This window comes from Alkanindiges hydrocarboniclasticus, from assembly GCF_001982605.1.
In the GTDB taxonomy this organism is placed as follows: Bacteria; Pseudomonadota; Gammaproteobacteria; order Pseudomonadales; family Moraxellaceae; genus Alkanindiges; species Alkanindiges hydrocarboniclasticus.
This window is the reverse complement of record NZ_MLCN01000030.1, coordinates 84,064-107,129: the sequence shown is the minus strand read 5'-3', so window position 1 is coordinate 107,129 and position 23,066 is coordinate 84,064. Positions and strand designations below refer to the sequence as shown.

The window sequence follows — 23,066 nt, the reverse complement described above, 5'->3', positions numbered from 1 at the left end:
ATATTAACAACAACTAGGGAAAAGCAAGTCAGTAAGAGTGCTGAGTTATAAATTGTACTGTAACGTAATTAAATAGCATTATAAAAAAAGATGCTCTAATTTATTTTTGAATTTCATTGAGTTATTCATACCTTCATTAAAAAGATTAATATTTATTCTGCAAAAAGCTTTTAGAAAAGCTATCAAATACAAAGCTACGATACCAAAAAATCAATCTGTTAATACTTCTCTGTAGTAATGATTGGTAAAATGCAACCAATTTTATAAATAAACAGCAGACCTATCTTAAATAATCTTTATTATCTAAGCATAATAAATGAACAGGATTGCAGTGATGCTTAATCATGGTATTTCTGAAGATAAAAATTTTGCTAAACACCAGACAGCTTCCTTTATAAAACAACCACAGGCAACGCATTTTTTTAATGAGTCAGTGATAAAAAATTCTGAGAGTGGTGTTGCCGCAGTGGTTGATCCTGTAATTGCACCTGAGCTATCCATGCAAGCTCATTTAATCCTTCCAGGTCAGATAGTTGTTACAGGCTGGCAGAAATTTAAAAACAGCATTATGTATTTGCCCAGCCTGTATTTAATACTTGTGGCCATGCTAATCAGTATGGGGTTGGTAACGTATAGCCAGTTGACTAACCTGACAGCCGTTAATATTCAATCCGCAGGGCAAATGATTTTTATTTTTCTGTGGGCGGCCATTGTTGCAGGCGCAGTCATGTTATTAAGCCGTTTAAAAATCTGGCAGGCCCAGCGTCGCTATGCACCTTTAAAGTCGGTTGCGCTGTATATGTGGGATCAGCTTGATGCACTAAATGAATGTGTGGATCGTATTCAAAACACATGCCAAACTTCAGAAAAGCCGGCGCGCGCTACCTTAATGAAATGCCTGGACAATTATTATGAAAAATCAGTGAGCTTTCACAAGGATTTGCAGAAAATAAAACTTGTCCTGAATGACAGCCAGTTTAACCAGTTGCTGATTAACTATAATACAGACAGCAAGATATTTCGTGACAGGCTGGCCGAGCTGATCGTATCACTGGCTGACCAGCCGCATGACCAAAATCCCTGTAAGCTGCTACTTGATGCACTGACACCGCTGTGCCTGCGCATAGACCAGTATCATCAGGCTATTGCTAAGCAGCTTGGCAAAATTATCAGGGCTTGAGCCAGTTCAGTTTAATTTTGCTGTCAAAATAATTTTTTAACGGCTATAAATAACATTCTAGTTTTGGGGTTTGTTTTGCTGGTGAAATTGCATCAAGGTGGCTGCCTGCGCCTGAACCAGTTTTAGGGTAGTGGCAGGATGGCGTAATGCACAGCCAATAGACACGGCAACATTAACCCGTTGTAATGCGTCGATCAGGTACTGGCAAAACAGGTCAGCCTGTTTCTTGTCAATATTAACTTTTAAGATGGCAAATTCATCAGCACCAACCCGGGCAATAATGTCATTTTTACCAGTGTTGTTTTTAAGGGTCTGAGCAGCACGCTGTAGTAAGGCATCCCCAGTAGCGCGGCCATAGATATTATTAATTTCCTTAAATCCATCCAGATCAAGCATATAAATGGCACAAAAGTGCCCATAGCGACGACTGCGTTCTTCCTCTGCCTCTAACAGCTTTTCCCAGCCCCGTTCGTTATAAACCTGAGTAAGCTCATCGGTGCAGGACTCAGCCTTTAAGCGTTCCAGATAGCGGCTGTGTTCGGCCAGCTTGAGTTCTTTTTGCAAGGTTAGGCTAAGCAAGCCGCCCAATAATTCAATCAGGTTTTCTTCCAGCTTTAGCGATTCCGGCTTGGGCTGCGGATCAATGGCACACAGAGTACCAAACAGCTCGCCATGCTCATTTAACAGAGGATAGCCAATATAGGATTTAATAGTGATTTGCTGGGCAATGGGTGCTGAGGCGTACAAAGTAACCAGATCAGAGCAGGGCGCCATACGCGGGGTGAGGCCTTCAACCATATGACAGCAAAATGAATCAGCCCAGCGAAAGACCTGTCCGGGTTTTACGCCATAACCATGGTCTTCAGACTGCAAGACAATCCAGTCATCGCCTTCGGTACGGGTAATCATCCACAAGTCAAAGCCTAATCGCTTATGTAAGAAACTAAGCACTGCCTGACCTGCATTTTCAAAATTATCAAACACCTGCAAATCCATTCATTATCTCAACTTATTTTTTTACGAAGATTAGCTACACAATGATTATATGTTTTTATCATCATAAATATTCGCTTTTTGTTTTACAGCCCAACAAAAATAATGCAACCACCTGTTTTAGGCAGTGCAATGCATTTTATTGTTCAGGCCAGCACTTTGGTAAAAAACCAGCAATGTGACCTGAACTTATAAAGCCTGTTTAGGTTGCAGGTTGTTCATCCTGGGAGGGATTGGGCGATACATCGCCTAGCTTTTCCAGATGCAGGCGCAAAATACGGCGCAACTCCAAAATCGCCTCAGGCGTTTCCTGAATGGAATGGCCGCCTTCAATAATTTTTTCAGAAACGGCCCCATCCAGATGTGCGCTGGGATAAGACACAATGCCATCGGTCATTTCAGCCTTGGGTACATTACCTTTATTGTTGCCCATAACGGAATGAAACGGTAAGCCGTCGATGATCTGGGCATTTTGCGTCAGTTGGGTAAAGTCGGATTTCTTGCTGAGGTCACCTGGGCCATTTTGCAGCTTGGTTGCAGACAGGTTATGCACAATCTCAAGCGTTTGCTGGTCAAGCCTCTGGTTCTTGGTGCTATTAATTACGGTTTCTGCAAAGGATTTTGGCAAGCGAATGACCTTGCGCAGCGCACGGGTAAACCAGCGGTCTGCATAATCTGTACCACGTAGCGGGGCAGACAGCAGGACCATGCGGCCCACTTCGGGTAGTGCCTGCATGCTAAAACGCGCTTGCACGGCTGGAATGGACATTAGTTTCTGGCGCACCTGTGGGTTAATGTCATTTAAGGCCTTAGCCTGAAAATCATTATTACTCATCAGCAACCGTGCAATCACGGCTCCCATACTGTGTCCAATCAGTACCGCATCCTCACTAGCCATAGCATTGCCTTGCGGATCAACCTGTTTAAAGGCATTTTCAATCAGGCCATGGATTTGGTAGCGGTTTTCCAGAATGGGCATGTTGGTGGAATAAAAAACCTGCCACACCTGATAATGTTCACGCAAAATGGTATCGCCCAGTACATCATGGGTGAGCCTGATCCATGCTTCAGGACTGCTGGCCAGCCCATGCACCATAATAATGACGCGCTTGTTGGGGTTGTAGGGTTCCAGCATATACAGATGCGGGGCTATCAGGCGTTCTTCCCGGCCCAGCAGGCTACGATAGGCAGTTGCTGCCAGATCGGTGCGGGCCAGCCATAAGCCATACGGTGCTGAGAAATTGGCAGCCAGCGGGTATGATTTTGCATCAACTTCGATCTTTTCATATTCATACGGATTATAAATCTGTACATCAAAGGCATGGCCTTGCAGGATTTCCCTGATGTTGTTACCACGCGGCTGCGCCACCATGGTCACGGGTAGATAGCGCGCCTGATGAATATTATTTTTGGCCTGAGCATTGCTTGACCCATTGCTGGACTTTTTATTTACTGTATAGCTATTAACCGGATTGGCAGGTTCTTCTGCACTTTCCGGCAAAATGCTGACAAATTCGGTACCAAAGCCGTCACGTCGGTTGATGGACTGCAAACCCCTAAAGTTCAGGTCATAGGCTGACACCAGTTCAGTAGAGGCAGGCAGGCTTTTATCCTCACTTAAATAGGGATAAAAATGAAAAGTATTGTCGCCCAGCTTGAATGGCTTATTGGTGGTAAAGCGATAATTTTTGTTGGTTTGATTGATTAGCGTAATCAGGTTAACCAGTGCCTGATTATAAAAATCCCGTACCTGAACCTGCCGGTTATCAAACAGGCGCTGACTGGGCTCACGTTCGGTATAAAAAAGGTAGGCATAAGCATGGCGCAGGCTGTTGGCCAGCAAATCCTGCTGGATAGACAAGCAATTATAGTAGGGCTTTAGGTCAATTTCTGCTGGTGTATTAACCGGGCGGACAATTTTATTGCCAAGTCCACTTAACTGGGTGTTAAAGGGTTCCGGTTCAAAAGGGGAATGGCATTCTGGCGTATCCTTAAGCTGGTTGACCTTGGCCAGATACAGCTCACTACCCACTGAGAGATACTGCTCATCAACCACTTGGGGTACTTTACGCAGCTTGGTCAGGCAGACAGCGGGGTCATTGCTGCATTCTTCAGCCTCCTGTCCGGTACTGGCCAGTACGCTTAATGTGGCTTCACTCAAGCGGGAGCGTACCAGAATACTTTCACGCTCATTGCTTAAAGATACCGAGAGTGGCTGCTGTTTAACTTTCACCACCTGACAGCCTGATAGGGCAACACCAGACAATACGAAAGCAAGGCCTGCCAGACCTGAAAGACTTGAAGTTTTTGCCATAATGAATCATATCTTTTTTAGCATGGACTCATCATACCCAAAAAAAGTTTTAATACCCAATGACTAAACCGTAACAGTCATGCTGTAACCACCAAACAGGACGTTTTGGTATAAAAAAATAGCAGCCCTTTATGTGACTGCTAAACTAATTACTCAATAAGTTTTTATCTCTGATTATTTTAAGGCCATGCTCAACATATATTGCTGAAAACAATTACTGAAAAAGAATTATTAATCAATAAAGTGTTGAAAAAACTATTTGGTTAAAATCAGGCGGTTATTACGAGTAAGGCGTAAGCGGTATTCTTCACCTTCATGCAGGATTCTGATTTCTCGCCCCATGGAAAACAGGTTATGCGAGTGCAGCATGGGCAGGGTTTGAGCGGTATTATTGTTAAACATCTGGAATGGTGCATTCATGACGATCTTATCTCCGAGCGCTGGTTTAAATTAATGATAATCATTATCAAATAAAACTGTCAATCATTTGTTTTGCCATGGCTGGAACTTTTTGTAACTGGGCAGCAATTCAAGGCATAATTCATGTTTTGCCAAGAGATGCACTGTTGAGTACTTCGTTAAATCCTATCAGTCCAAATATAGTGCATGTTGCCGTTGGGGTTATTATGCAGTCCGATCAGGTGCTCATTTGCTGGCGCGATGCCAGCCTGCATCAGGGCAACCGCTATGAGTTTCCGGGCGGCAAGGTAGAAGCAGGAGAAACACCGGAACAGGCCTTACAGCGAGAGCTGTTTGAGGAAATTAATATTCGGGTAGAGCGTGCAGTACGAGCGCAGCAGTTGTATTTTAATTATCCTGAAAAAACGGTGTGCCTGCATATTTTCAAGGTTATAGCGTTTAGCGGCAAGCCGTGCGGTCAGCAAAATCAGGCTATACGCTGGGTAAACAGGCATGAGCTTCACCAGTACCAGTTTCCGGATGCCAATGCTCCAATTTTACGTATGGTGCTGTTGCCAGATCAATACGTGATTACGCAGCCTCAAGACAACCCGCAAACTCTAGATCAATGGCTGGACTGGCATATTCAGCATACACCGCAACAGGCATGGCTATATGTGCGCCATAAACAGCTTGATGTAAACCAGTACCAGCAAGCGATAGCAACACTGGCGCGCCAGCGGCCAGATCTCAAGCTATTTGCCATGTATTCACATATCCAACAGTTAAAGCCGCTGTGGTCGGTATTGGTGCCGCAATTAAGTGGGGTGCATTTGAGTCAGACTGATCTGATGCAGCTTTCTGCAAAGCCTGATTTGCCAACTGCATGGCATTGTTTTGCGGCCTGCCATGATGCAGCTTCTATCATTAGGGCCAATGAATTAAAAATGGACGCGATACTCTTAAGTCCTCTACACGCTACCAGCACCCATGCCGGACAGGAAGGACTGGGCTGGCCACAATGGCAGCAGCTTTGTGAAAAAAGCACTGTACCGGTTTATGCACTGGGGGGCATAGTACCTGATGACTTGGTTCAGGTTCAGCAGGCGGGGGGATTTGGTGTGGCGGGTATTCGGGCTTTTTATCCGCATTAACCCGCCACGGTTTTAAAGGTTATTAATCGTTAAGGTGTAAAATCTTAAAACTGGCTGGCCAGCTTTTGTATCTGGCTACGTGCCTGACCAGCAAGGGCTGCATTGTTTTGCAATTCTGCCGAAGCCAGAATGAGTTGCCAGAATGCATGCTGCTGGCGCGGATTGCTGGTCAGCATCAGGCCTTTGCGGGCCATGGCCTCGGCGTTGCCACCCTGACGTTTTTTAAGCGCAACTTCACTTAAACGAGCATAAACAGCGGCTGACTGTGGAGCCATGCGCTGGGCCTGTATCAGGGTTTGCTCGGCGGCATTGAGCTGGTTGGCCTGAATTTGCTGTTGCGCCTGTGCCATTAATTTACTAAACGCAGGAATATTGCTGCCGTCACGCAATACTACCTTGGGCTGTACCGGACGTGGTGCAGGAATAGCAGAGGGTAGGCGCTGGCTTTGAATATTTGGCTCTGCGTATTCAGGCAATGGCGTACGTTTGGCGCCATTTTCCTGAATCTTGGTGGGTGTGGCGGGTGCCGTAACAACAGGCCGGGTTTTTTCCTCAATGGTTAAATAGGGACTGGATGATTTTTTGACCCCGGTTATGCTTTGACAGCCAGCCAGCACACTTATTCCCATTACGGACATCAGTGCTAGCATGGCAGGCTTAAAAGTGGTTTTTTGCAGTACTGGCGCTGCTGGCATTTGAATCATCATGGTCATTGTCTCAATAAATTATTCACTGGACCAGAAACGGCGTACCACGGGAGGCTTGCCAGTTTCAGGGTCTGGTGGTAATTCCAGGTTAATGCTGGCTTCACCAGTGTTGGCGGGTTCAGGTACACGGCGGGCATATTGCTGATAGACCGGTTGTCCATTTTCATCCAGTTCGGTTTCCCCATACGGTGCTTCCTGCGAACCATACAGGTGTAGCATGCCACAGGGAGTTGCCTGACCAGGAACGGTAGAAGCCAGCATGGGAATATAGGTTGCACCGGGACAGCCCTGTGCAGACAGGTTGCCGCTAGCCTGATCAATCCATTGCCATTGCACATCGGTTGGTTGTACAGGTTCAACAGGTGCCAGATTAAGCTGCTTCATGACATTAATCCACACTGGCAAGGCACCGCTGGAACCGGTCAGACCAATCGGGCTGTTGTCATCATGGCCCAGCCAGACTACTGCAACATAATTGCCACTATAGCCTGCAAACCATGAATCACGGGCATCATTGGTTGTGCCACTTTTACCTGCAAGGTTCAGGTTGGATGGCAGGGTGGCATAGGCACTGGCCCCCGTACCACTACGCATCACCTGTTGCAGGGCATAATTGAGCAGGTATACGCCGCCCGGATCAAGGCTCTGGCGTACATTTAGGCCGTAGCGCTGTAAGGGATTGCCCTTGGCATCAACCACACTGCGGATAGAGCGCGGTGCATAACGAAAGCCATTGGCTGCATAAACCTGATACATACCCAGCACCTGCATGGGCGACAGGTTGACTGCACCCAGCAAAATGGATGGATAAGGCTTGATGTCTTCATCAATGCCCAGCGTGTGCAGGGTGTTAATAAAGGAAGGAATGCCCAATTCCCAGCCTAGGCGTACAGTAGCCAGATTATAGGAATGTGCCAGTGCATAGTTTAACGGTACTGTGCCATGACTTTGTCCATCATAGTTTTTGGGCTTCCAGTCCTTCATACCCATGCCGGTAATGCTAACCGGTGCATCACTAATTGGACTAATCAGGGTGTAGCGCTGTGATTCCAGTGCATTAAAATACACAATAGGTTTTAACAGGGAACCCACCTGACGCTTGGCATCCAGTGCCCGGTTAAACCCGGTAAACATGCCTGAACCACCCACCACCGCCAGAATTTCGCCATTTTCAGGGTTGGCAATGGTTACTGCCCCCTGCAAGCCTTCCAGCTTTTTCGGATTACGCTTGATGAGTTGCTTAATTGTTGTGTCAAATGCCTTGTTGGCCGAGGTTTGCACAATAGGGTCAAGGGTTGTAAAAATCCGCAGGCCTTCACTGGTCAGGTCAACTTCCTGATACTCTTCTTTTAACTGGCGCCGTACCACGTCCAGAAAGTCAGGGAACAGGCTTTGGCCAATGGTCGGTTTTTTAATGACATTCAGTTTGGTTTTGATGGCATCATCATATTGCTGCTGGTCAATCCGGCCAGTAACCAGCATGTTGTGCAGTACCACATTGCGACGTTCCAGTGCAAGTTTAGGGTTGCGCCACGGGTTATACAAACTTGGTCCTTTAACCAGTCCCACCAGAAATGCCATTTGCGGCAGTTTTAATTCATTTAACGGCTGGCCAAAATAAAACTGGGATGCCAGTCCAAAACCATTAATGGAATAGTTGCCATTTTGGCCCAGATTGACTTCATTTAGATAGGCTTCCAGAATGTCATTCTTGCTGTAATGCATTTCTACCAGCAGCGCCATCAGGGCTTCATTGGCTTTGCGCTTTAAGGTACGTTCAGGGCTTAAATAAAAATTCTTGACCAACTGCTGGGTCAGGGTAGAGCCACCCTGCCGTGGGCCGCCTGTCATGTTGCTGACCATTGCCCGGGCGATCCCGCGCAGGGACACGCCATGGTGATTATAGAATTTGCGGTCTTCTGTGGCTATTAAGGCATCAATTAATGGCTGCGGTACTTTAGGCAGTTGAATCAGTACGCGGTCTTCATTATGGCGTGGATAAATACCACCCACCAGAATCGGCTCAAGCCGTGCAATGCCGGTTCCATTTTGCTGGGTACTGCGAACATCAATGACCTGCTGGCCATCAGTGGTGATTTCCAGTACCTGTTCTGGTTCAGTAGAGTCGCCAAAATCAAAGCCACGGGTATGCACATACACCATGCTACCTTTATCAACATACGTGCCCGGAGACTCATAGTTATCGGTTTTTTTATAATTTAAAAGTTTAAGTTCCTGTTTTAAGTTGTCTGGTGTAACCAGCGCACCATTAAACAACTCAAGGGGTCTTGCAAAAACCTTGGCAGGAATCTCCCAGCGCTTGCCTTCAAATTTGTCGCGTACAATATAGTCAAGTCTTACAGTATAAATGCCAAGGCCAACGAATCCAGCCAGAATAATAATAACCAGCACCATGCTGATGAATGCAAAACCACGTGATAAATTCATGCGTCAGGAAAATAAAAAATGATAAATAAAATTAAAGGCGATAATGCGTGAGCAGCGTTACAGATGCAATCAAAACACTGTTAAAACATGCAAATGGCCCGACCGGATTCTGGCCTGATTGACTACTTAAAAGACAATTTCCGGCAATAGATAGTTTTCCATAAGCCAACCATTTGAGTTAAAAGCCAGCCTGTTTCTAAAAATTAAGTTTATGCAATCCACAGAATGACTGCACAGCAAGCCTTATCCTTGAGCAGGAATAATGCTGGAATACACAGCGTTTAATAGCGTGGTGTATTTGGGTTGGTATCCGTCTGGTTCACATAGTTTTTAACTTCAAGGTAAGCCAGACAGCCACTTAAATATTCGGTACTCAGCATTTTGCATTGTTCAGGATTACTGATTTTCTGGTCGTTGGCCCAGGCATAGCCCATATTATAATTCTGGTCGGCACTGTGTTCAGAAGACAGCGGGCGGGCTGCATTGGTTTGCTGCATGTGCGCATACATTTGCTTGGCTGATTGCGGTGCACGCGAAGGCGCATAAGTGGTTACAGGCGGTGGCGCAGTGTTGAAAACATGGTTGATGGGGGAGTGCGACACATAGGACGCCGTAGAGGTTACGGTGTTTTCACGGATAATAATCCAGCCAACAACAGCAGTAAAAAGAACAATAAGCGTAATCAATGCCGCTAAAAAACGATTATTCCATTTCAGTTTTATCATGGTTTTTGAGCCCCTTCAGCAAGCTCTGGTATTTTTTAAAATAGCCAAATCTCTGATGTAGCTCATTATATGAGGACATCCAGCCTAAAGCCAAACATATCTCATTTGTTTTGGACAATTGGTGCTTGGGCAACACGCGGGATGACGGCTACTAGAGCTCGTCATCATCGGTGCTGCTGATCCCCAGCTCTTTGAGCTTGCGGGTCAGTGTATTACGGCCCCAGCCCAGTAATTCGGCGGCATGCCGCTTGCGGCCATGACTATAATCCAGTGCTGCATCAATCATGGTGCGCTCAAATAGCGGCAGGGCAGTTTCCAGCAATTGCTGCTCACCAGCCTGCAATTTTTGCTTGGCCCACTGGCGTAACAGGCCATCCCACTGATCGGGACTAATGCTGATGCTATTGCTTGGCACTGGCTTATCCGTGCTGGGGCTAATCAATAGCTGTTCCGGCTCATGGTGATACTGCCGCAGTTCTGCCGGTAAATCTTCTGGAAAAATCTCGCGGCCCGTGACCATGACTGTCAGCCAGCGACAGGTGTTTTCCAGTTGGCGAACATTGCCAGGCCAAGGCAGTTGCTGCATGTAGGCAATGGTTTCCTTGCGCAGGATTTTTGGGTCAACTGACAGCTCGCGGCCAGCACGGGCCAGAAAATGCCCAGCCAGCATGGGAATATCTTCACTCCGATCACGCAGTTTGGGAATATGAATCCGAATGACATTTAAGCGATGGTACAAGTCTTCCCGGAACTTGCCGGAGGTGACCAGTTTTTCCAGATCCTGATGGGTTGCCGCAATAATGCGCACATCGACCTTAACCGGCGTATGACCACCTACGCGGTAAAACTCGCCATCTGCCAGCACTCGCAGTAGGCGGGTCTGGGTTTCAAACGGCATGTCGCCAATTTCATCTAAAAACAGCGTGCCGCCATTGGATTGTTCAAAGCGGCCCTGACGCTGGGTATTGGCTCCGGTAAACGCGCCTTTTTCATGACCAAATAGCTCGGTTTCAATCAGGTCTTTGGGAATGGCGGCCATGTTTAGGGCAATAAAAGGTTTGGCACTGCGCGGCGAGTGACGGTGCAGCGCATGGGCAACCAGTTCTTTGCCTGTACCCGATTCACCATTAATCAGTACGGTAATATGAGACTGTGACAAACGACCAATCGCCCGGAATACTTCCTGCATGGCAGGCGATTCACCAATAATATCAACGGTTTTAATTGGGGCAATGCGGCCAGTATCCTGTTGCTGCAATTTAGCAGCATGCTGGATGGCACGGCTGACCAGTGTCAGGGCTTCATCAATGTCAAAAGGCTTGGGCAGGTATTCAAAAGCACCGGTCTGATAACTGGATACCGCAGATTCAAGGTCTGAATGGGCAGTCATGATAATAACCGGCAAATCAGGATGAGTGGCTTTGACCTTTGATAAAAATGTCAGGCCATCTATTCCGGGCATGCGAATATCAGTCAGGATTACATCGGGTTGTTCTTTTTCAAGGCGATCCAGCGCAGTTTGGCCCTCTTCAAAGCTGGTGACATTAAAGCCTTCTTCTTTAAAGGTCTTTTCAAGTACCCATCGCATGGCACGATCATCATCAATCACCCAAATGGCTTCATGCGACATGTTTACGATCTCCAATTATTCCCAAGGCAAAAACAAACTAAAAACGGTACAGCCGGGTTCAGATTGACACTCAATCATTCCGCCATGCTGATGTACAATATTCTGTGCAATACTCAAGCCAAGCCCGGTACCACTGGCGCGACCCGTGACCATTGGATAAAAAACCGACTCGACAATATCTGCTGGAATGCCGGGGCCATTGTCTTCAAGGTCGACCCGGATCACACTGCGGTGCAGCACACCATTGATGTTAAACATGCGCTGGATGCGGGTGCGCAGGATAATTTTAGGGTCGCGCTCGCTAAAAATTTCCGGATTTTCACTAATTGCCTGTACGGCATTTACACAAATATTCAGCATGACCTGAATCATCTGGTCACGGTCAGCATTGACTTCCGGCAAGGACAGGTCGTAGTCGCGAATCACCTGAACGGTGTTTTTGGTCTGGCTTAAAATCAGGCTACGTACCCGTTCCAGTGGCTCATGGATATTGACCTTTTGCAGGGAAGGCAAATGCCGTGAACCCAGCATGGTATCGGCCAGCGTACGCAGGCGATCCACTTCACTAATAATAATCTCGGTAAATTCGCTGACACTACCGTCGGGCAGGCTGCGTGCCAGTAACTGGGTTGCCCCGCGAATCCCCCCTAAAGGATTCTTGATTTCATGGGCAACACCGCGAACCAGCTGGCGGGCAATCTGGTGCTGCTGGGCCAGATGTTCATCACGGTTAATGCGTAGCAGGCGGTCAATGGGCTGAATTTCAATCAGCAAATGCTGGTGGGCAATCGCACCAATGCGGTCATCAATAATTAGTGACACGGAATAATCTACCGCCTTGTCCTTAAGCCCAATAGTGAGCATGGCTTCACGGCGGGTATAAGGCTGGCCGGTGTGCAGGGTCCGTAAAACGGCTGCTTTGGTGTCAAAGCTTTCATCCTGCTCATTTAGAATGGACAACAGCGGCATGCCAATCGCGCGGGTACGGCTAATATCCAGCAGGGCTTCACAGGCAGAATTTAAATACTCAATTTCAAGGTTGGGTGAAACCTGCATAATCGCCGTCAGCATGTGATCAACCAGACTGCGATAATCAACAGGTGGGCTAAGATGCATTACTGAGTGGCTCATGAATAAATTAAACCGTAAATAGTTTGTAGATAATTAAGCTTGTGTAGATAACTAGGCTGTAGAACGTTAAATCATCATTAAACTGAAGTTTATTGTCTGGAAAAGCTGGAATGCGCGGTAATAAACGCTACTGTTATTTATTTAGCAATTAGCACGCCAACCTGACGGTTAAGCCATTAAAAAATTATCTGAATGCCTTAAAACAACTCAGCGCAGTTTTAAATCCCCATAAATGGTTGTAGCAGAGCATAGGGCTTTAGTGATAGTGCCCTGTTGTAACTCATTATTGCACCAAATTAATGCAACTCTGAAATGGTGTCTTATAATTTAAAAATAATGCCCTAAATTGGAGCGGTTGTGCAGCGATTTAGCCAAAGCCTCAATAGTCTGCTATGAATCAGTTAACAATCCACAAGATTCATGCAATAAAACCCGCTCAGCAAGGGCTGGTTATACTATTAAAGCAACGCCAAAGTGCTTACAATATGCACTAATCTGTTGGAGCTGTATGCATGAAATCCCCTAAAGTCGGTTTTGTATCCCTAGGCTGTCCTAAAGCACTGGTTGATTCGGAGCGAATCCTTACCCAGTTACGTACCGAGGGGTATGAAGTTGCAGCTTCTTTTGAGGGTGCAGACCTGGTAGTAGTGAATACCTGTGGCTTTATTGAATCAGCCGTGCAGGAATCACTGGATGCCATTGGTGAAGCCATCAATGAAAATGGCAAAGTGATCGTGACGGGCTGTCTGGGCAAGGATGAGGCAAAAATCCGTTCCATGCATCCCAGCGTGCTGAAAGTGACAGGCGCTGCGGCTTATCAAGACGTTATGAGTGCCGTGCATGAATATGTACCGCCACCGCCAGCCCATAATCCTTTTGTAGATCTTGTGCCACCGCAGGGCATTCGCCTGACACCCAAGCATTATGCTTACCTGAAAATTTCTGAAGGCTGTAACCACCGCTGTACCTTTTGTATTATTCCCCAGTTGCGCGGCGATCTGGTGTCACGTCCGATTGGCAGCGTGATGGATGAAGCACAGGCACTAGTGAATGCAGGGGTAAAAGAAATTCTGGTTATTTCGCAGGACACCTCAGCATACGGCATAGATACCAAATACAAGCTGGATTTCTGGAACGGCCAGCCGCTCAAAACCAAGTTTTATGACCTGTGTGCGGCGCTGGGGCAGCTGGGTGTGTGGGTGCGCCTACATTACGTTTATCCCTATCCACATGTGGATGCCGTGCTGGAACTCATGCGTGATGGCAAAATCCTGCCTTATCTGGATATTCCATTCCAGCATGCCAGCCCGCGTATTTTAAAACTGATGAAGCGTCCGGCACACAGCGAAAACACGCTGGAAAAAATCAAGCTGTGGCGTTCAATTTGTCCTGATCTCGCCATTCGTTCTACCTTTGTAGTGGGTTTTCCCGGTGAAACCGAAGAAGATTTCCAATACCTGCTGGACTGGTTGCGTGAGGCCAAACTGGACCGTGTGGGCTGTTTTACCTATTCCCCGATTGAAGGCGCACCGGCCAATGATTTGCCGGATCTGGTGCCAGATGAGATCAAGCAGGATCGCTACGAACGCTTTATGCTGGTAGCGCAGGAAATCTCAACGCAAATTTTGAAAGATAAAATTGGCAAGCGCATGACGGTACTGGTCGATGAACTGGATCCGGAATATCCGGTGGCGGTGGCACGTTCCTATGCTGATGCGCCTGAAATTGATGGTAACGTGTTTGTTGAAGATATCGACAAAAGCCAGATTCAACCCGGCCAGATGCTCTATGTTGAAATTACCGATGCTGATGAATATGACCTGTTTGCCAAACTGATTTCGGTCTGATTGCCGATTCTTGGTTATGGAAGCTGATGCTCAATTTTTGGAAAATCAGCTTTTATCTTTTGAAAAGCCCGCATTCACCAGCCTGTAGTTGTTAAATTTTACAGTGATTCTGGCTTAAGGTGAATCCGATGGATTGGCGTGGGGCACGGCTTTTGTTACCATTCGCCCCCGTTATAGATAAGTTAAAGTCATCAAATCAGGTCGTGGTGCTAAAGTTAACCAGTAAGATCAACCTGCTGTTTTTGATATGAAGTTGTCTGATTTAAAGTTTTATAATTGAATTGCTTGGGAGCAACACAATGGCTGAAAATAGCCCGCGTTTTTCACGCATACTGCTTAAACTGTCAGGAGAAGCGCTTTCAGGCAATAAAGATATGGGAATTGATGCATCCATTCTGGATCAGATGTCCCTGTCAATTGCACATCTGGTCGGCCTTGGGGTACAGGTAGGTATTGTGGTCGGTGGTGGTAACCTGTACCGTGGTAGCCAGCTTCAGCAGGATGGTCTGGTTGGCCGTGTGACTGGCGACCAGATGGGTATGCTGGCCACCGTGATGAATGGACTGGCCCTGCGTGATGCACTGGAACGCCGCAATATCAAAACCCGCCTGATGTCTGCCATTTCCATTAATGGTGTGGTAGAAACCTATAGCAGCCGAGATGCAATTCGTCATTTAAAAAATGGCGAAGTGTGCGTATTTGTGGCGGGTACAGGTAATCCGTTCTTTACCACGGATACCGCAGCGTGCCTGCGTGGTATTGAAATTGAAGCTACCCTGATTTTAAAAGCCACCAAAGTGGATGGCGTGTATGACAAAGACCCAAGCAAGCATGACGATGCGATCAAGTATGACTTCTTAAGCTTTGACGAAGTGCTGGATCGCAAGCTGGGTGTAATGGACTTAACGGCGATTTGCCTCTGTCGCGACCATAGTGTGCCGCTACAGGTATTTGACATGAACAAACCGGGCGCATTGCTGTCGGTGATCATGGGTGAACCCGAAGGCACTCGCGTTACCCGCTAATCTCCACCCAGTGATTTGCCGGAAGTGTGCAGTAAATGCACTTTGAGCAAATGACAGGGCTGAGATACAACTAGTGGTGAAATGCACAAGATACTGAAAAATATTGATTCTGGAATAAAATGAGGACTACCAGTCATGATTAACGATTTGAAAAAAGACGGCGAGAGCCGCATGAAAAAAAGTATTGAGGCGCTGGAAGCCGGTTTTGCCAAAGTGCGTACAGGCCGTGCCCATCCTTCTATGCTAAATGGCATTATGGTGTCTTATTATGGTAGCGATGTGCCGCTGAATCAGGTGGCCAACGTTGGCCTCGATGATGCCCGTACTCTGGTGGTTCAGCCATTTGAGCGCAGCATGACCAGCACCATTGACAAGGCAATCCGTGAAAGTGATATGGGGCTTAACCCAATCAGTGCCGATGTTATCCGCGTGCCGTTGCCAGCCCTGACCGAAGAAACCCGCCGTAACATGCAAAAGCTGGCGCGCGGTGAAGCTGAAAATGCCAAGGTTGCTATCCGTAATATCCGCCGTGATATTCTGGGTGATGTAAAAGACTTACTTAAAGAAAAAGAAATTTCTGAAGATGAAGAGCGTCGTGCCAATGACGAAATTCAGAAGTTAACCGACAAGTATGTGGCTGATGTTGACAAGATGCTGGCTGCCAAAGAAGCCGAACTGATTCAGGTTTAATAAGAAGTAGGCACCTTATGTCCAATACCCCCGTTTCCAGCGATACTGGTTTTAGTAATTCGGATTCCAGTAATTTGGATTCTGCTGAATCAGTATCCAGTGAACAGCAGGTCGCCGATATTTCATCCATGAACCTGCCGCGCCATGTGGCAATTATCATGGATGGTAATAATCGTTATGGAAAGCGCGAAGCCTTGCCGGAAGGCGGAGGGCATCGGGCGGGCAAAGTACAGCTTGATCCTGTGGTCGAGCAGGCCCGTCGTTTGGGCGTTCAGGTGTTAACGGTATTTGCCTTTTCCAGTGAAAACTGGCAACGCCCGCCAAAGGAAGTTGCCTTGCTGATGGAACTGTTTGCACAAACCATCCGTGAACAAATCCCCCGCATGAAAAAGCATGATATTGCGTTGCGCTTTATTGGCAATCGGGCGCAGTTATCTGATGAGTTGCAGCAACTGATGCTGGATGCTGAAAGTGCCACTGCGCATCATGCTGCCATGACCCTGGTGATTGCGGTGAGTTATGGCGGTATGTGGGATATTGCACAGGCAGCCCGGCAACTGGCGTTACAGGTAGAACGTGGGCTGCTTAATGTGGATCAGGTGAATGAACAGGCATTGCAGCAGCATATATCGCTGTCGGACTTGCCGGCAGTAGACTTGCTGATTCGCACGGGTGGTGATTACCGCCTGTCCAATTTTCTGCTTTGGCAAGCTGCCTACGCAGAACTCTATTTTACTGAAACACTGTGGCCTGATTTTTCCATAGAAGAATTTAACAAGGCGCTTAAGGTTTTTGCTCAGCGTGAACGCCGTTTTGGCCGTACCAGCGAGCAGGTTAAGCAGCAACTTGGCAATAACAATATCGCAAAAGCAACAGGCATTGATAATGATTGAGCGCATCCGCACGGCACTGGTTTTGGTTGTCATTGTCCTGTTGTGTATGTTTGCCAGCAATAGTGCATTGCCCATGATGGGTTTGATGCTATTGATGGTTGCCATTGCAGGTTATGAATGGGTGCGTTTGATTCCGGCTCAGCAACATACCATTTATGCTACTGTTGTGACTGTAGTTTCTGCTGGCATGTTATTTTTACCACAGGCATGGCCTTATCTCTGGGCAGTTGCCTTGCTGATCTGGCTGGTGAGTCTGTCCTGGGTTAAATATTATCCGCAAAAAACTGGCTGGTATAACAAAAACCTGAGTATTTTAGGGCTGATATTGCTGGTAGCGACAGTTATTGCCATTTTTGCATTATGGCAACAATCGCCATGGTGGCTCATGTATGTATTTGCATTGGTCTGGTGTGCAGATAGCGGTGCTTATTTTGCAGGCCGTGCCTTTGGCAAGCGAAAACTGGCACCCAATGTGAGTCCCAACAAGTCAGTAGAAGGGCTGCTTGGTGGCTTGGCTCTGACTTTACTGGTTATTTTGGCTGTTGGCTTTATTCAGCTTAAGCTAAGTGCCACAGCACTGATGGTTTTTATTATCCTGTCAATAATTACTGTGCTGGCTTCTGTACAGGGTGACCTGTTTGAGTCTATGGTAAAGCGCAAGGCCGGGATCAAGGATTCCGGAAAAATCCTGCCCGGACACGGGGGAGTACTGGATCGTATTGACTCCCTGATGGCCGCTGCACCAGTATTTGCACTTGGTCTTTGGCTACAGCAACAATTTTTAGGTGGTTTTTAAGATGCCGCTGCAACAGGTTACAATTCTTGGGGCAACAGGTTCAATCGGCCAAAGTACCTTAAAAGTGCTGGCTCAGCATTCTGATCAGTATCAGGTATATGCACTAACTGGTTTCCAGCGGTTAGAAGAGCTGGCAAAATTGGTAGAGCAGTATTCGCCGCAAGTTGTAGTAGTCGAGCAAGGCAAAAAAGACTATTTTAAAACCCTGCTTGCATTGCATTGTAATGACAAAAAAACACAGGCCCTTGAGATTCTTGAAGGGGAAGCAGGCTTATGTCAGGTAGCCAGTGCAGCGGCAGTCGATGTCGTGATGGCTGCTATTGTAGGTAGTGCTGGACTTAAACCCACACTGGCCGCAATTGATGCCGGCAAGCGTGTTTTGCTGGCCAATAAAGAAGCGCTGGTTATGGCGGGTGAGCTGTTTATGCAGCGGGTCAAGCAGGCACAAGCAACCTTGCTGCCAGTAGATTCTGAGCACAATGCTATTTTTCAATGCCTGCCTGCGGATTATTTCAGCAGCCCGACTCAATTTAACGAACATGGAAACCGTGCTGGTGTTTCACAAATACTTTTAACTGCATCCGGTGGTCCTTTTAGAACATGGTCGCTGGCCCAAATGCAGCAGGCTACGCCAGCTCAGGCTTGTAAGCATCCCAACTGGTCTATGGGCCAAAAAATTTCGGTTGATTCAGCAACACTAATGAATAAGGGGCTGGAACTGATAGAAGCCTGTCATTTATTTGAACTGCCGGTTGAGCGCGTAACAGTGGTTATTCATCCTGAAAGTATTGTGCATTCATTGGTACAGTACATTGATGGTTCGACCTTGGCGCAACTGGGTAATCCGGACATGTGTACGCCGATTGCCCATGCACTGGCATGGCCGCAACGCATGACCACCACTGTGCCACCCCTGGACTTATTTTCAGCCAATTGCCTGAATTTTGAACAACCCGATGAAATCAAGTTTCCTGCCTTAAGCTTAGCTAAAACAGCAATGAAAACAGGTGGTTGCGCGCCAGCTATTTTAAATGCTGCCAATGAAGTTGCAGTGGCTGCATTTTTGTCTGGTAAAGTTGCATTTACACAGATTACACAACTCATACACGCAGTAATAACACAAATCAATGTGCTTCCTGCACATGACCTTGGCACAATTCTCGCGCAAGACCTTGAAGCGCGTGAGCTTGCAAGGCACTGGATAATGGCACATGCCAACAGGACTACATGAATATCGTATTTATTATTCTTGCAGCAATTGTTTTACTGGGACCCTTGATTGCAATTCATGAGTTTGGTCATTTCTGGGTAGCAAGACGCATGGGCGTCAAAGTGCTGGTTTATTCCATTGGTTTTGGTCCAACTTTAATTAAATGGCATGGCAAGGATGGGGTGTGCTACCAGCTTGCAGCAATTCCGCTAGGTGGCTATGTACGCATGGCTGATGAGCGTGAAGGCGAAGTCGCACCCGAAGATATTCCTTATGCCTTTAACCGCCAGTCAGCATGGCGGCGCATTGCCATTGTGGCTGCCGGGCCGCTGATTAACCTGTTATTTGCTATTATCTTATTTTGGCTATTGTTTTTGCCAGCCAGCGAACAACTAAATACCCGTATTGGTCAAATCCAGCCCAATTCACCAGCCGCGCAGGTTGGCTTGCAGGTGGGTGATAAAATTACTGCGGTAGATGGTGACCAGACCTTAACCTGGGAAAACCTGAACTATGCACTGGTTGAGCGCATGGGCGAAACGGGTACGATTCAGATTACTGCCGAGCGTGGGCAGCAATTGCAAACCTATAGCCTGCCAATCCAGCAATTTATGCGCAATAGTGCGCAAACACCGCTAGAACAACTGGGCTTTTTGCCTTATCAGCCTAATATTAAGCCTGTTATTGGCGAAGTTAGCCCCAACGAAGCTGCTGCAAATCAAGGCTTAAAAGCAGGTGACCAGATTATACAAATTAATCAGCAGCCTGTTAGCCAGTGGCTTCAGGTTACCCAGATGGTGCGTAGTCATCCGGAACAGGTGCTGGTTTTTCAGGTTCTGCGTGATGGCAAACCCTTACAGCTCAAGGTGATGCCAAAAAGCAAAAAGGATGCTGTAGGGACCGAGTATGGTTTTCTGGGCGCTAGTGCCAAAATTGAAAATTATAAAATACCAACAGAATATACCCAGACAGTTCAGTACAGTCCGCTCACCGCGCTGGGCATGGCTGTTGATAAAACCTGGCAGTTATCGGTCATGACTGTCAAAGCTATGGGTAAAATGATCTCCGGGCTTATTGGTCTGGATAATCTGTCCGGTCCCATTACCATTGCTAAAGTAGCAGGCCAGAGTGCTGAAATGGGCTGGCAGGCATTTTTATCTTTTATGGCTTTAATGAGTGTTAGTCTGGGAATTTTAAACTTATTACCCATCCCGGTACTTGATGGGGGACACATAGTCTATTATTTTATTGAAGCACTGCGCGGTAAGCCGGTGTCCGAGCAAATCCAAATGATTGGCTTGCGCATTGGTATTGTATTACTTGGGGCATTGATGATCCTTGCACTATTTAATGATTTTGCACGCCTGATCTAACAGCTGTGTAATAATGATTTTTAATTAATTTTTACTTTTTGGAATCCTTAGGCATGCGGCACTCATATTTTACACTGCCTCTGACACTGGTTAGCGCAATGGCTTTGGTACAACAGGCCAATGCTGAAGATTTTGTAGCACAGGATATTCGGGTTGAAGGTCTGGTTCGGCTAGCACCAGCCAGCGTTTATGGGGTTTTGCCCGTAAATAGTGGTGACCAGATTACCGATGCCAAAGTGGCAGACAGTATTCGTGCCTTATATGCCACGGGTAACTTTGATGATATTCAAAGTGTGCGTGATGGCAATACACTGGTGTTTAAGGTGGTTGAGCGCCCGGTTATTTCCTCAGTGACTTTTACTGGTAATAAGCTGATTCCAACAGACACCCTTAAACAGGGCTTAAAAAGCCTGAACCTGACAGAAGGTCAGGTGCTTAAGCGGGCCACCCTGCAAAATATTGAAAATGAGCTTGAACAGCAGTATGCCCAGCAAGGCCGCTACGATGCGGATGTTACTGTGGAAACCACACCGCGTGCCAACAACCGTGTAGACCTGAACTTCAAGTTTATTGAAGGTAATGCTGCCAAGGTTTTTGATATTAATGTCATTGGCAATACAGTATTTAAGGACAGTGACATTCTGCAGGCATTTGCAGTTAAGGAAAGTTCATGGTCCTCAATACTGACCCGTAATGACCGTTACGCGCGTGAACGAATGACAGCCAGTCTTGAAAGCCTGCGTGCGCTTTATTTAAATCAAGGCTATGTTAATTTTAATGTTAATAATGCCCAGCTCAATATTAGCGAAGATAAAAAGCGTATTTTTATTGAAGTGAGCATTACTGAGGGTGAACAGTACAAATTTGGTCAAACCAAGTTTTTAGGTGACACCTTATTTTCGCAGGATGAATTGCGTCCACTGGCTATTTTTAAGGAAGGCGCAACGTATTCACAGGCACAGGTCAATGCAGTTAAGGAATTGCTTACCCGTAAATATGGCAATGCCGGTTATTATTTTGCCGAGATCAATGCTGTACCCGATATTGATGAAGCAACTAAAACAGTCAACCTGAATTATTATATTAATCCAGGCAAACAGGTGACCGTACGCCGGATCAACTTTAATGGCAATACCAAAACAGCCGATGAAGTGCTACGCCGTGAAATGCGTCAAATGGAAGGCGCGCTGGCAACCAATGAAAAAATTGATTTGTCCAAAGTGCGTCTGGAACGTACCGGTTATTTTAAAACTGTCAATATTGAACCTGTCCGCGTGCCCAATACGGCAGACCAGATTGACCTGAATGTAAAGGTTGAAGAACAGAATTCAGGTACTAGTACTGTGGCAGTAGGTTATTCGCAGGGTGGAGGGGTCACTTTCCAGCTTGGTCTCAGCCAGACTAACTTTCTGGGGACTGGTAATCAGGTTGCTGTGGACCTGTCACGTTCTGAAACCCTCGACTACTATAATCTTAATGTGCTAGACCCCTACTTTACGATTGACGGGGTGAGCCGTGGTTATAATGCCTATTTGCGCAAAACCAAGCTGGATAAACTTAACGTTAGTACTTACGTTACTGATTCGATGGGTGGCAGTTTAACCTTTGGTTATCCGCTAGATGAAAACCAGAATGTCAGCGCATCATTTAACGTTGATGATACCCAGATTTCTACGGGGCAGTTTGCATCAGTTGCTATCCGTGATTATTTACTGGCCAACGGTGGTAAAGCTACAGGTAGTGTCTATAAGACCACAACGGTTGAGAAAACAGATGCTGGTGGTAATAGAATACCCCTACGGGATAAGAACGGAGAGATCATCCGCAATCCGGATGGAAGTGGAGCCCCACTTTATCAGACCGAGCAACAAACCACAAAGCTGTACGACAGCAGCTTTGAAGGCGATTATTTAACGTATAACCTGAATCTGGCTTGGGCTTACAATACTTTAAACCGTCCTGTATTCCCCACCAGAGGGATGTACCATCGCTTGTCGCTGGATATTGCCTTGCCCGGCAGTGATATAGAATACCAGAAGCTGACCTACGATGGTCAGGCACTGTTCCCACTGGGTGACAAGTTTGTGCTGCGTACTTATAGTAAACTGGGCTATGGTAATGATTTGCCTTTTTATAAAAACTATTTTGCTGGTGGTTATGGCTCGGTGCGTGGCTATAAGGAAAGTACACTGGGGCCACGTAGCCCGGCGGTGGTGTATCAGGAAACTGGCACTTTTGATGATGATCCAGAAGCCATCGGCGGTAATGCGCTGATTCAGGGTGGCGTAGAGCTGGTTCTGCCTGTACCATTCAAGGGCGACTGGTCACGCCAGATCCGGCCTGTGCTGTTTGTCGAGGGTGGTCAGGTCTATAATACCGATGCATCAGACTTTGAAATCAGTGCAGACAATATCCGATATAGTGCTGGTGTTGGATTTACCTGGATCACGGTGATTGGCCCACTATCGCTAAGTTATGCTTATCCGCTCAATCAAAAAGATGGTGATGAAACAAAACGTGTTCAATTTGAAATTGGACGTACCTTTTAAGC

The 23,066-nt window shown here is 46.7% G+C and carries 18 protein-coding genes; 10 read left to right on the top strand and 8 right to left on the bottom strand.

Annotated elements, in window-relative coordinates:
- Positions 1-433: 433 nt before the first annotated feature.
- The gene (locus tag BKE30_RS12175; protein WP_143253722.1) at positions 434-1,180 is read left to right on the top strand and encodes a hypothetical protein; all 747 of its coding nucleotides are present in this window, start codon (positions 434-436) and stop codon (positions 1,178-1,180) included.
- A gap of 57 nt (positions 1,181-1,237) precedes the next feature.
- Here the strand turns inward: BKE30_RS12175 and BKE30_RS12170 are convergent, their stop codons facing one another.
- From BKE30_RS12170 to hemP, 3 genes are all read right to left on the bottom strand, one after another.
- The gene (locus BKE30_RS12170) at positions 1,238-2,176 is read right to left on the bottom strand and encodes a sensor domain-containing diguanylate cyclase (protein ID WP_076878850.1); all 939 of its coding nucleotides are present in this window, start codon (positions 2,174-2,176) and stop codon (positions 1,238-1,240) included.
- A 199-nt stretch (positions 2,177-2,375) separates the two neighbouring features.
- Entirely contained in the window at positions 2,376-4,487 is a 2,112-nt protein-coding gene (locus tag BKE30_RS12165; RefSeq protein ID WP_076878849.1) for a lipase family protein, read from the bottom strand.
- Between the two features lie 255 nt (positions 4,488-4,742).
- The gene (hemP, locus tag BKE30_RS12160; RefSeq protein WP_076878848.1) at positions 4,743-4,907 is read right to left on the bottom strand and encodes a hemin uptake protein HemP; all 165 of its coding nucleotides are present in this window, start codon (positions 4,905-4,907) and stop codon (positions 4,743-4,745) included.
- A gap of 146 nt (positions 4,908-5,053) precedes the next feature.
- Here hemP and BKE30_RS12155 point away from each other — a divergent pair, with 146 nt between their 5' ends.
- On the top strand, positions 5,054-6,040 hold the full coding sequence (locus tag BKE30_RS12155; RefSeq protein ID WP_158073190.1) for a Nudix family hydrolase: 987 nt from the start codon (positions 5,054-5,056) through the stop codon (positions 6,038-6,040).
- A gap of 44 nt (positions 6,041-6,084) precedes the next feature.
- Here the strand turns inward: BKE30_RS12155 and BKE30_RS12150 are convergent, their stop codons facing one another.
- The 5 genes from BKE30_RS12150 to glnL form a co-directional block, all read right to left on the bottom strand.
- On the bottom strand, positions 6,085-6,747 hold the full coding sequence (locus BKE30_RS12150) for a hypothetical protein (protein WP_143253721.1): 663 nt from the start codon (positions 6,745-6,747) through the stop codon (positions 6,085-6,087).
- Between the two features lie 18 nt (positions 6,748-6,765).
- On the bottom strand, positions 6,766-9,195 hold the full coding sequence (gene mrcB / locus BKE30_RS12145; protein ID WP_076878845.1) for a penicillin-binding protein 1B: 2,430 nt from the start codon (positions 9,193-9,195) through the stop codon (positions 6,766-6,768).
- A gap of 281 nt (positions 9,196-9,476) precedes the next feature.
- On the bottom strand, positions 9,477-9,920 hold the full coding sequence (locus tag BKE30_RS12140) for a hypothetical protein (RefSeq protein ID WP_076878844.1): 444 nt from the start codon (positions 9,918-9,920) through the stop codon (positions 9,477-9,479).
- A gap of 151 nt (positions 9,921-10,071) precedes the next feature.
- Positions 10,072-11,508, bottom strand: coding sequence for a nitrogen regulation protein NR(I) (gene glnG / locus BKE30_RS12135; RefSeq protein ID WP_406564687.1), 1,437 nt, complete (start codon positions 11,506-11,508; stop codon positions 10,072-10,074).
- A 57-nt stretch (positions 11,509-11,565) separates the two neighbouring features.
- Positions 11,566-12,666: a nitrogen regulation protein NR(II) gene (gene glnL / locus BKE30_RS12130; protein WP_076878842.1), complete on the bottom strand. Its 1,101-nt coding sequence runs from the start codon at positions 12,664-12,666 to the stop codon at positions 11,566-11,568.
- 527 nt (positions 12,667-13,193) lie between these two features.
- Between glnL and rimO the strand changes: the two genes are divergently transcribed.
- The 8 genes from rimO to bamA all read left to right on the top strand — a co-directional run bounded on the left by rimO (position 13,194) and on the right by bamA (position 23,064).
- Positions 13,194-14,528: a 30S ribosomal protein S12 methylthiotransferase RimO gene (gene rimO, locus BKE30_RS12125; RefSeq protein WP_076878841.1), complete on the top strand. Its 1,335-nt coding sequence runs from the start codon at positions 13,194-13,196 to the stop codon at positions 14,526-14,528.
- 299 nt (positions 14,529-14,827) lie between these two features.
- A complete protein-coding gene (pyrH, locus tag BKE30_RS12120) occupies positions 14,828-15,553 on the top strand; it encodes a UMP kinase (RefSeq protein ID WP_076878840.1) in 726 nt (241 codons plus the stop codon).
- Between the two features lie 135 nt (positions 15,554-15,688).
- A complete protein-coding gene (gene frr / locus BKE30_RS12115) occupies positions 15,689-16,243 on the top strand; it encodes a ribosome recycling factor (protein ID WP_076878839.1) in 555 nt (184 codons plus the stop codon).
- Positions 16,244-16,371: 128 nt separating this feature from the next.
- A complete protein-coding gene (gene uppS / locus BKE30_RS12110) occupies positions 16,372-17,136 on the top strand; it encodes a polyprenyl diphosphate synthase (RefSeq protein ID WP_076878866.1) in 765 nt (254 codons plus the stop codon).
- Complete coding sequence (locus tag BKE30_RS12105) at positions 17,129-17,932, top strand: phosphatidate cytidylyltransferase (RefSeq protein ID WP_076878838.1); 804 nt, start codon at positions 17,129-17,131, stop codon at positions 17,930-17,932. Before uppS ends, BKE30_RS12105 begins: the two co-directional genes overlap by 8 nt.
- A gap of 1 nt (position 17,933) precedes the next feature.
- Positions 17,934-19,163 carry a 1-deoxy-D-xylulose-5-phosphate reductoisomerase gene (locus BKE30_RS12100; protein WP_076878837.1) on the top strand — a complete coding sequence of 410 codons (1,230 nt, stop codon included), beginning with the start codon at positions 17,934-17,936 and terminating at the stop codon, positions 19,161-19,163.
- Positions 19,160-20,515 (top strand): RIP metalloprotease RseP, encoded by a 1,356-nt coding sequence (gene rseP / locus BKE30_RS12095; protein WP_076878836.1) that lies wholly within the window; start codon positions 19,160-19,162, stop codon positions 20,513-20,515. Before BKE30_RS12100 ends, rseP begins: the two co-directional genes overlap by 4 nt.
- 53 nt (positions 20,516-20,568) lie before the next feature.
- A complete protein-coding gene (gene bamA, locus BKE30_RS12090; protein ID WP_076878835.1) occupies positions 20,569-23,064 on the top strand; it encodes an outer membrane protein assembly factor BamA in 2,496 nt (831 codons plus the stop codon).
- Positions 23,065-23,066 lie beyond the last annotated feature (2 nt).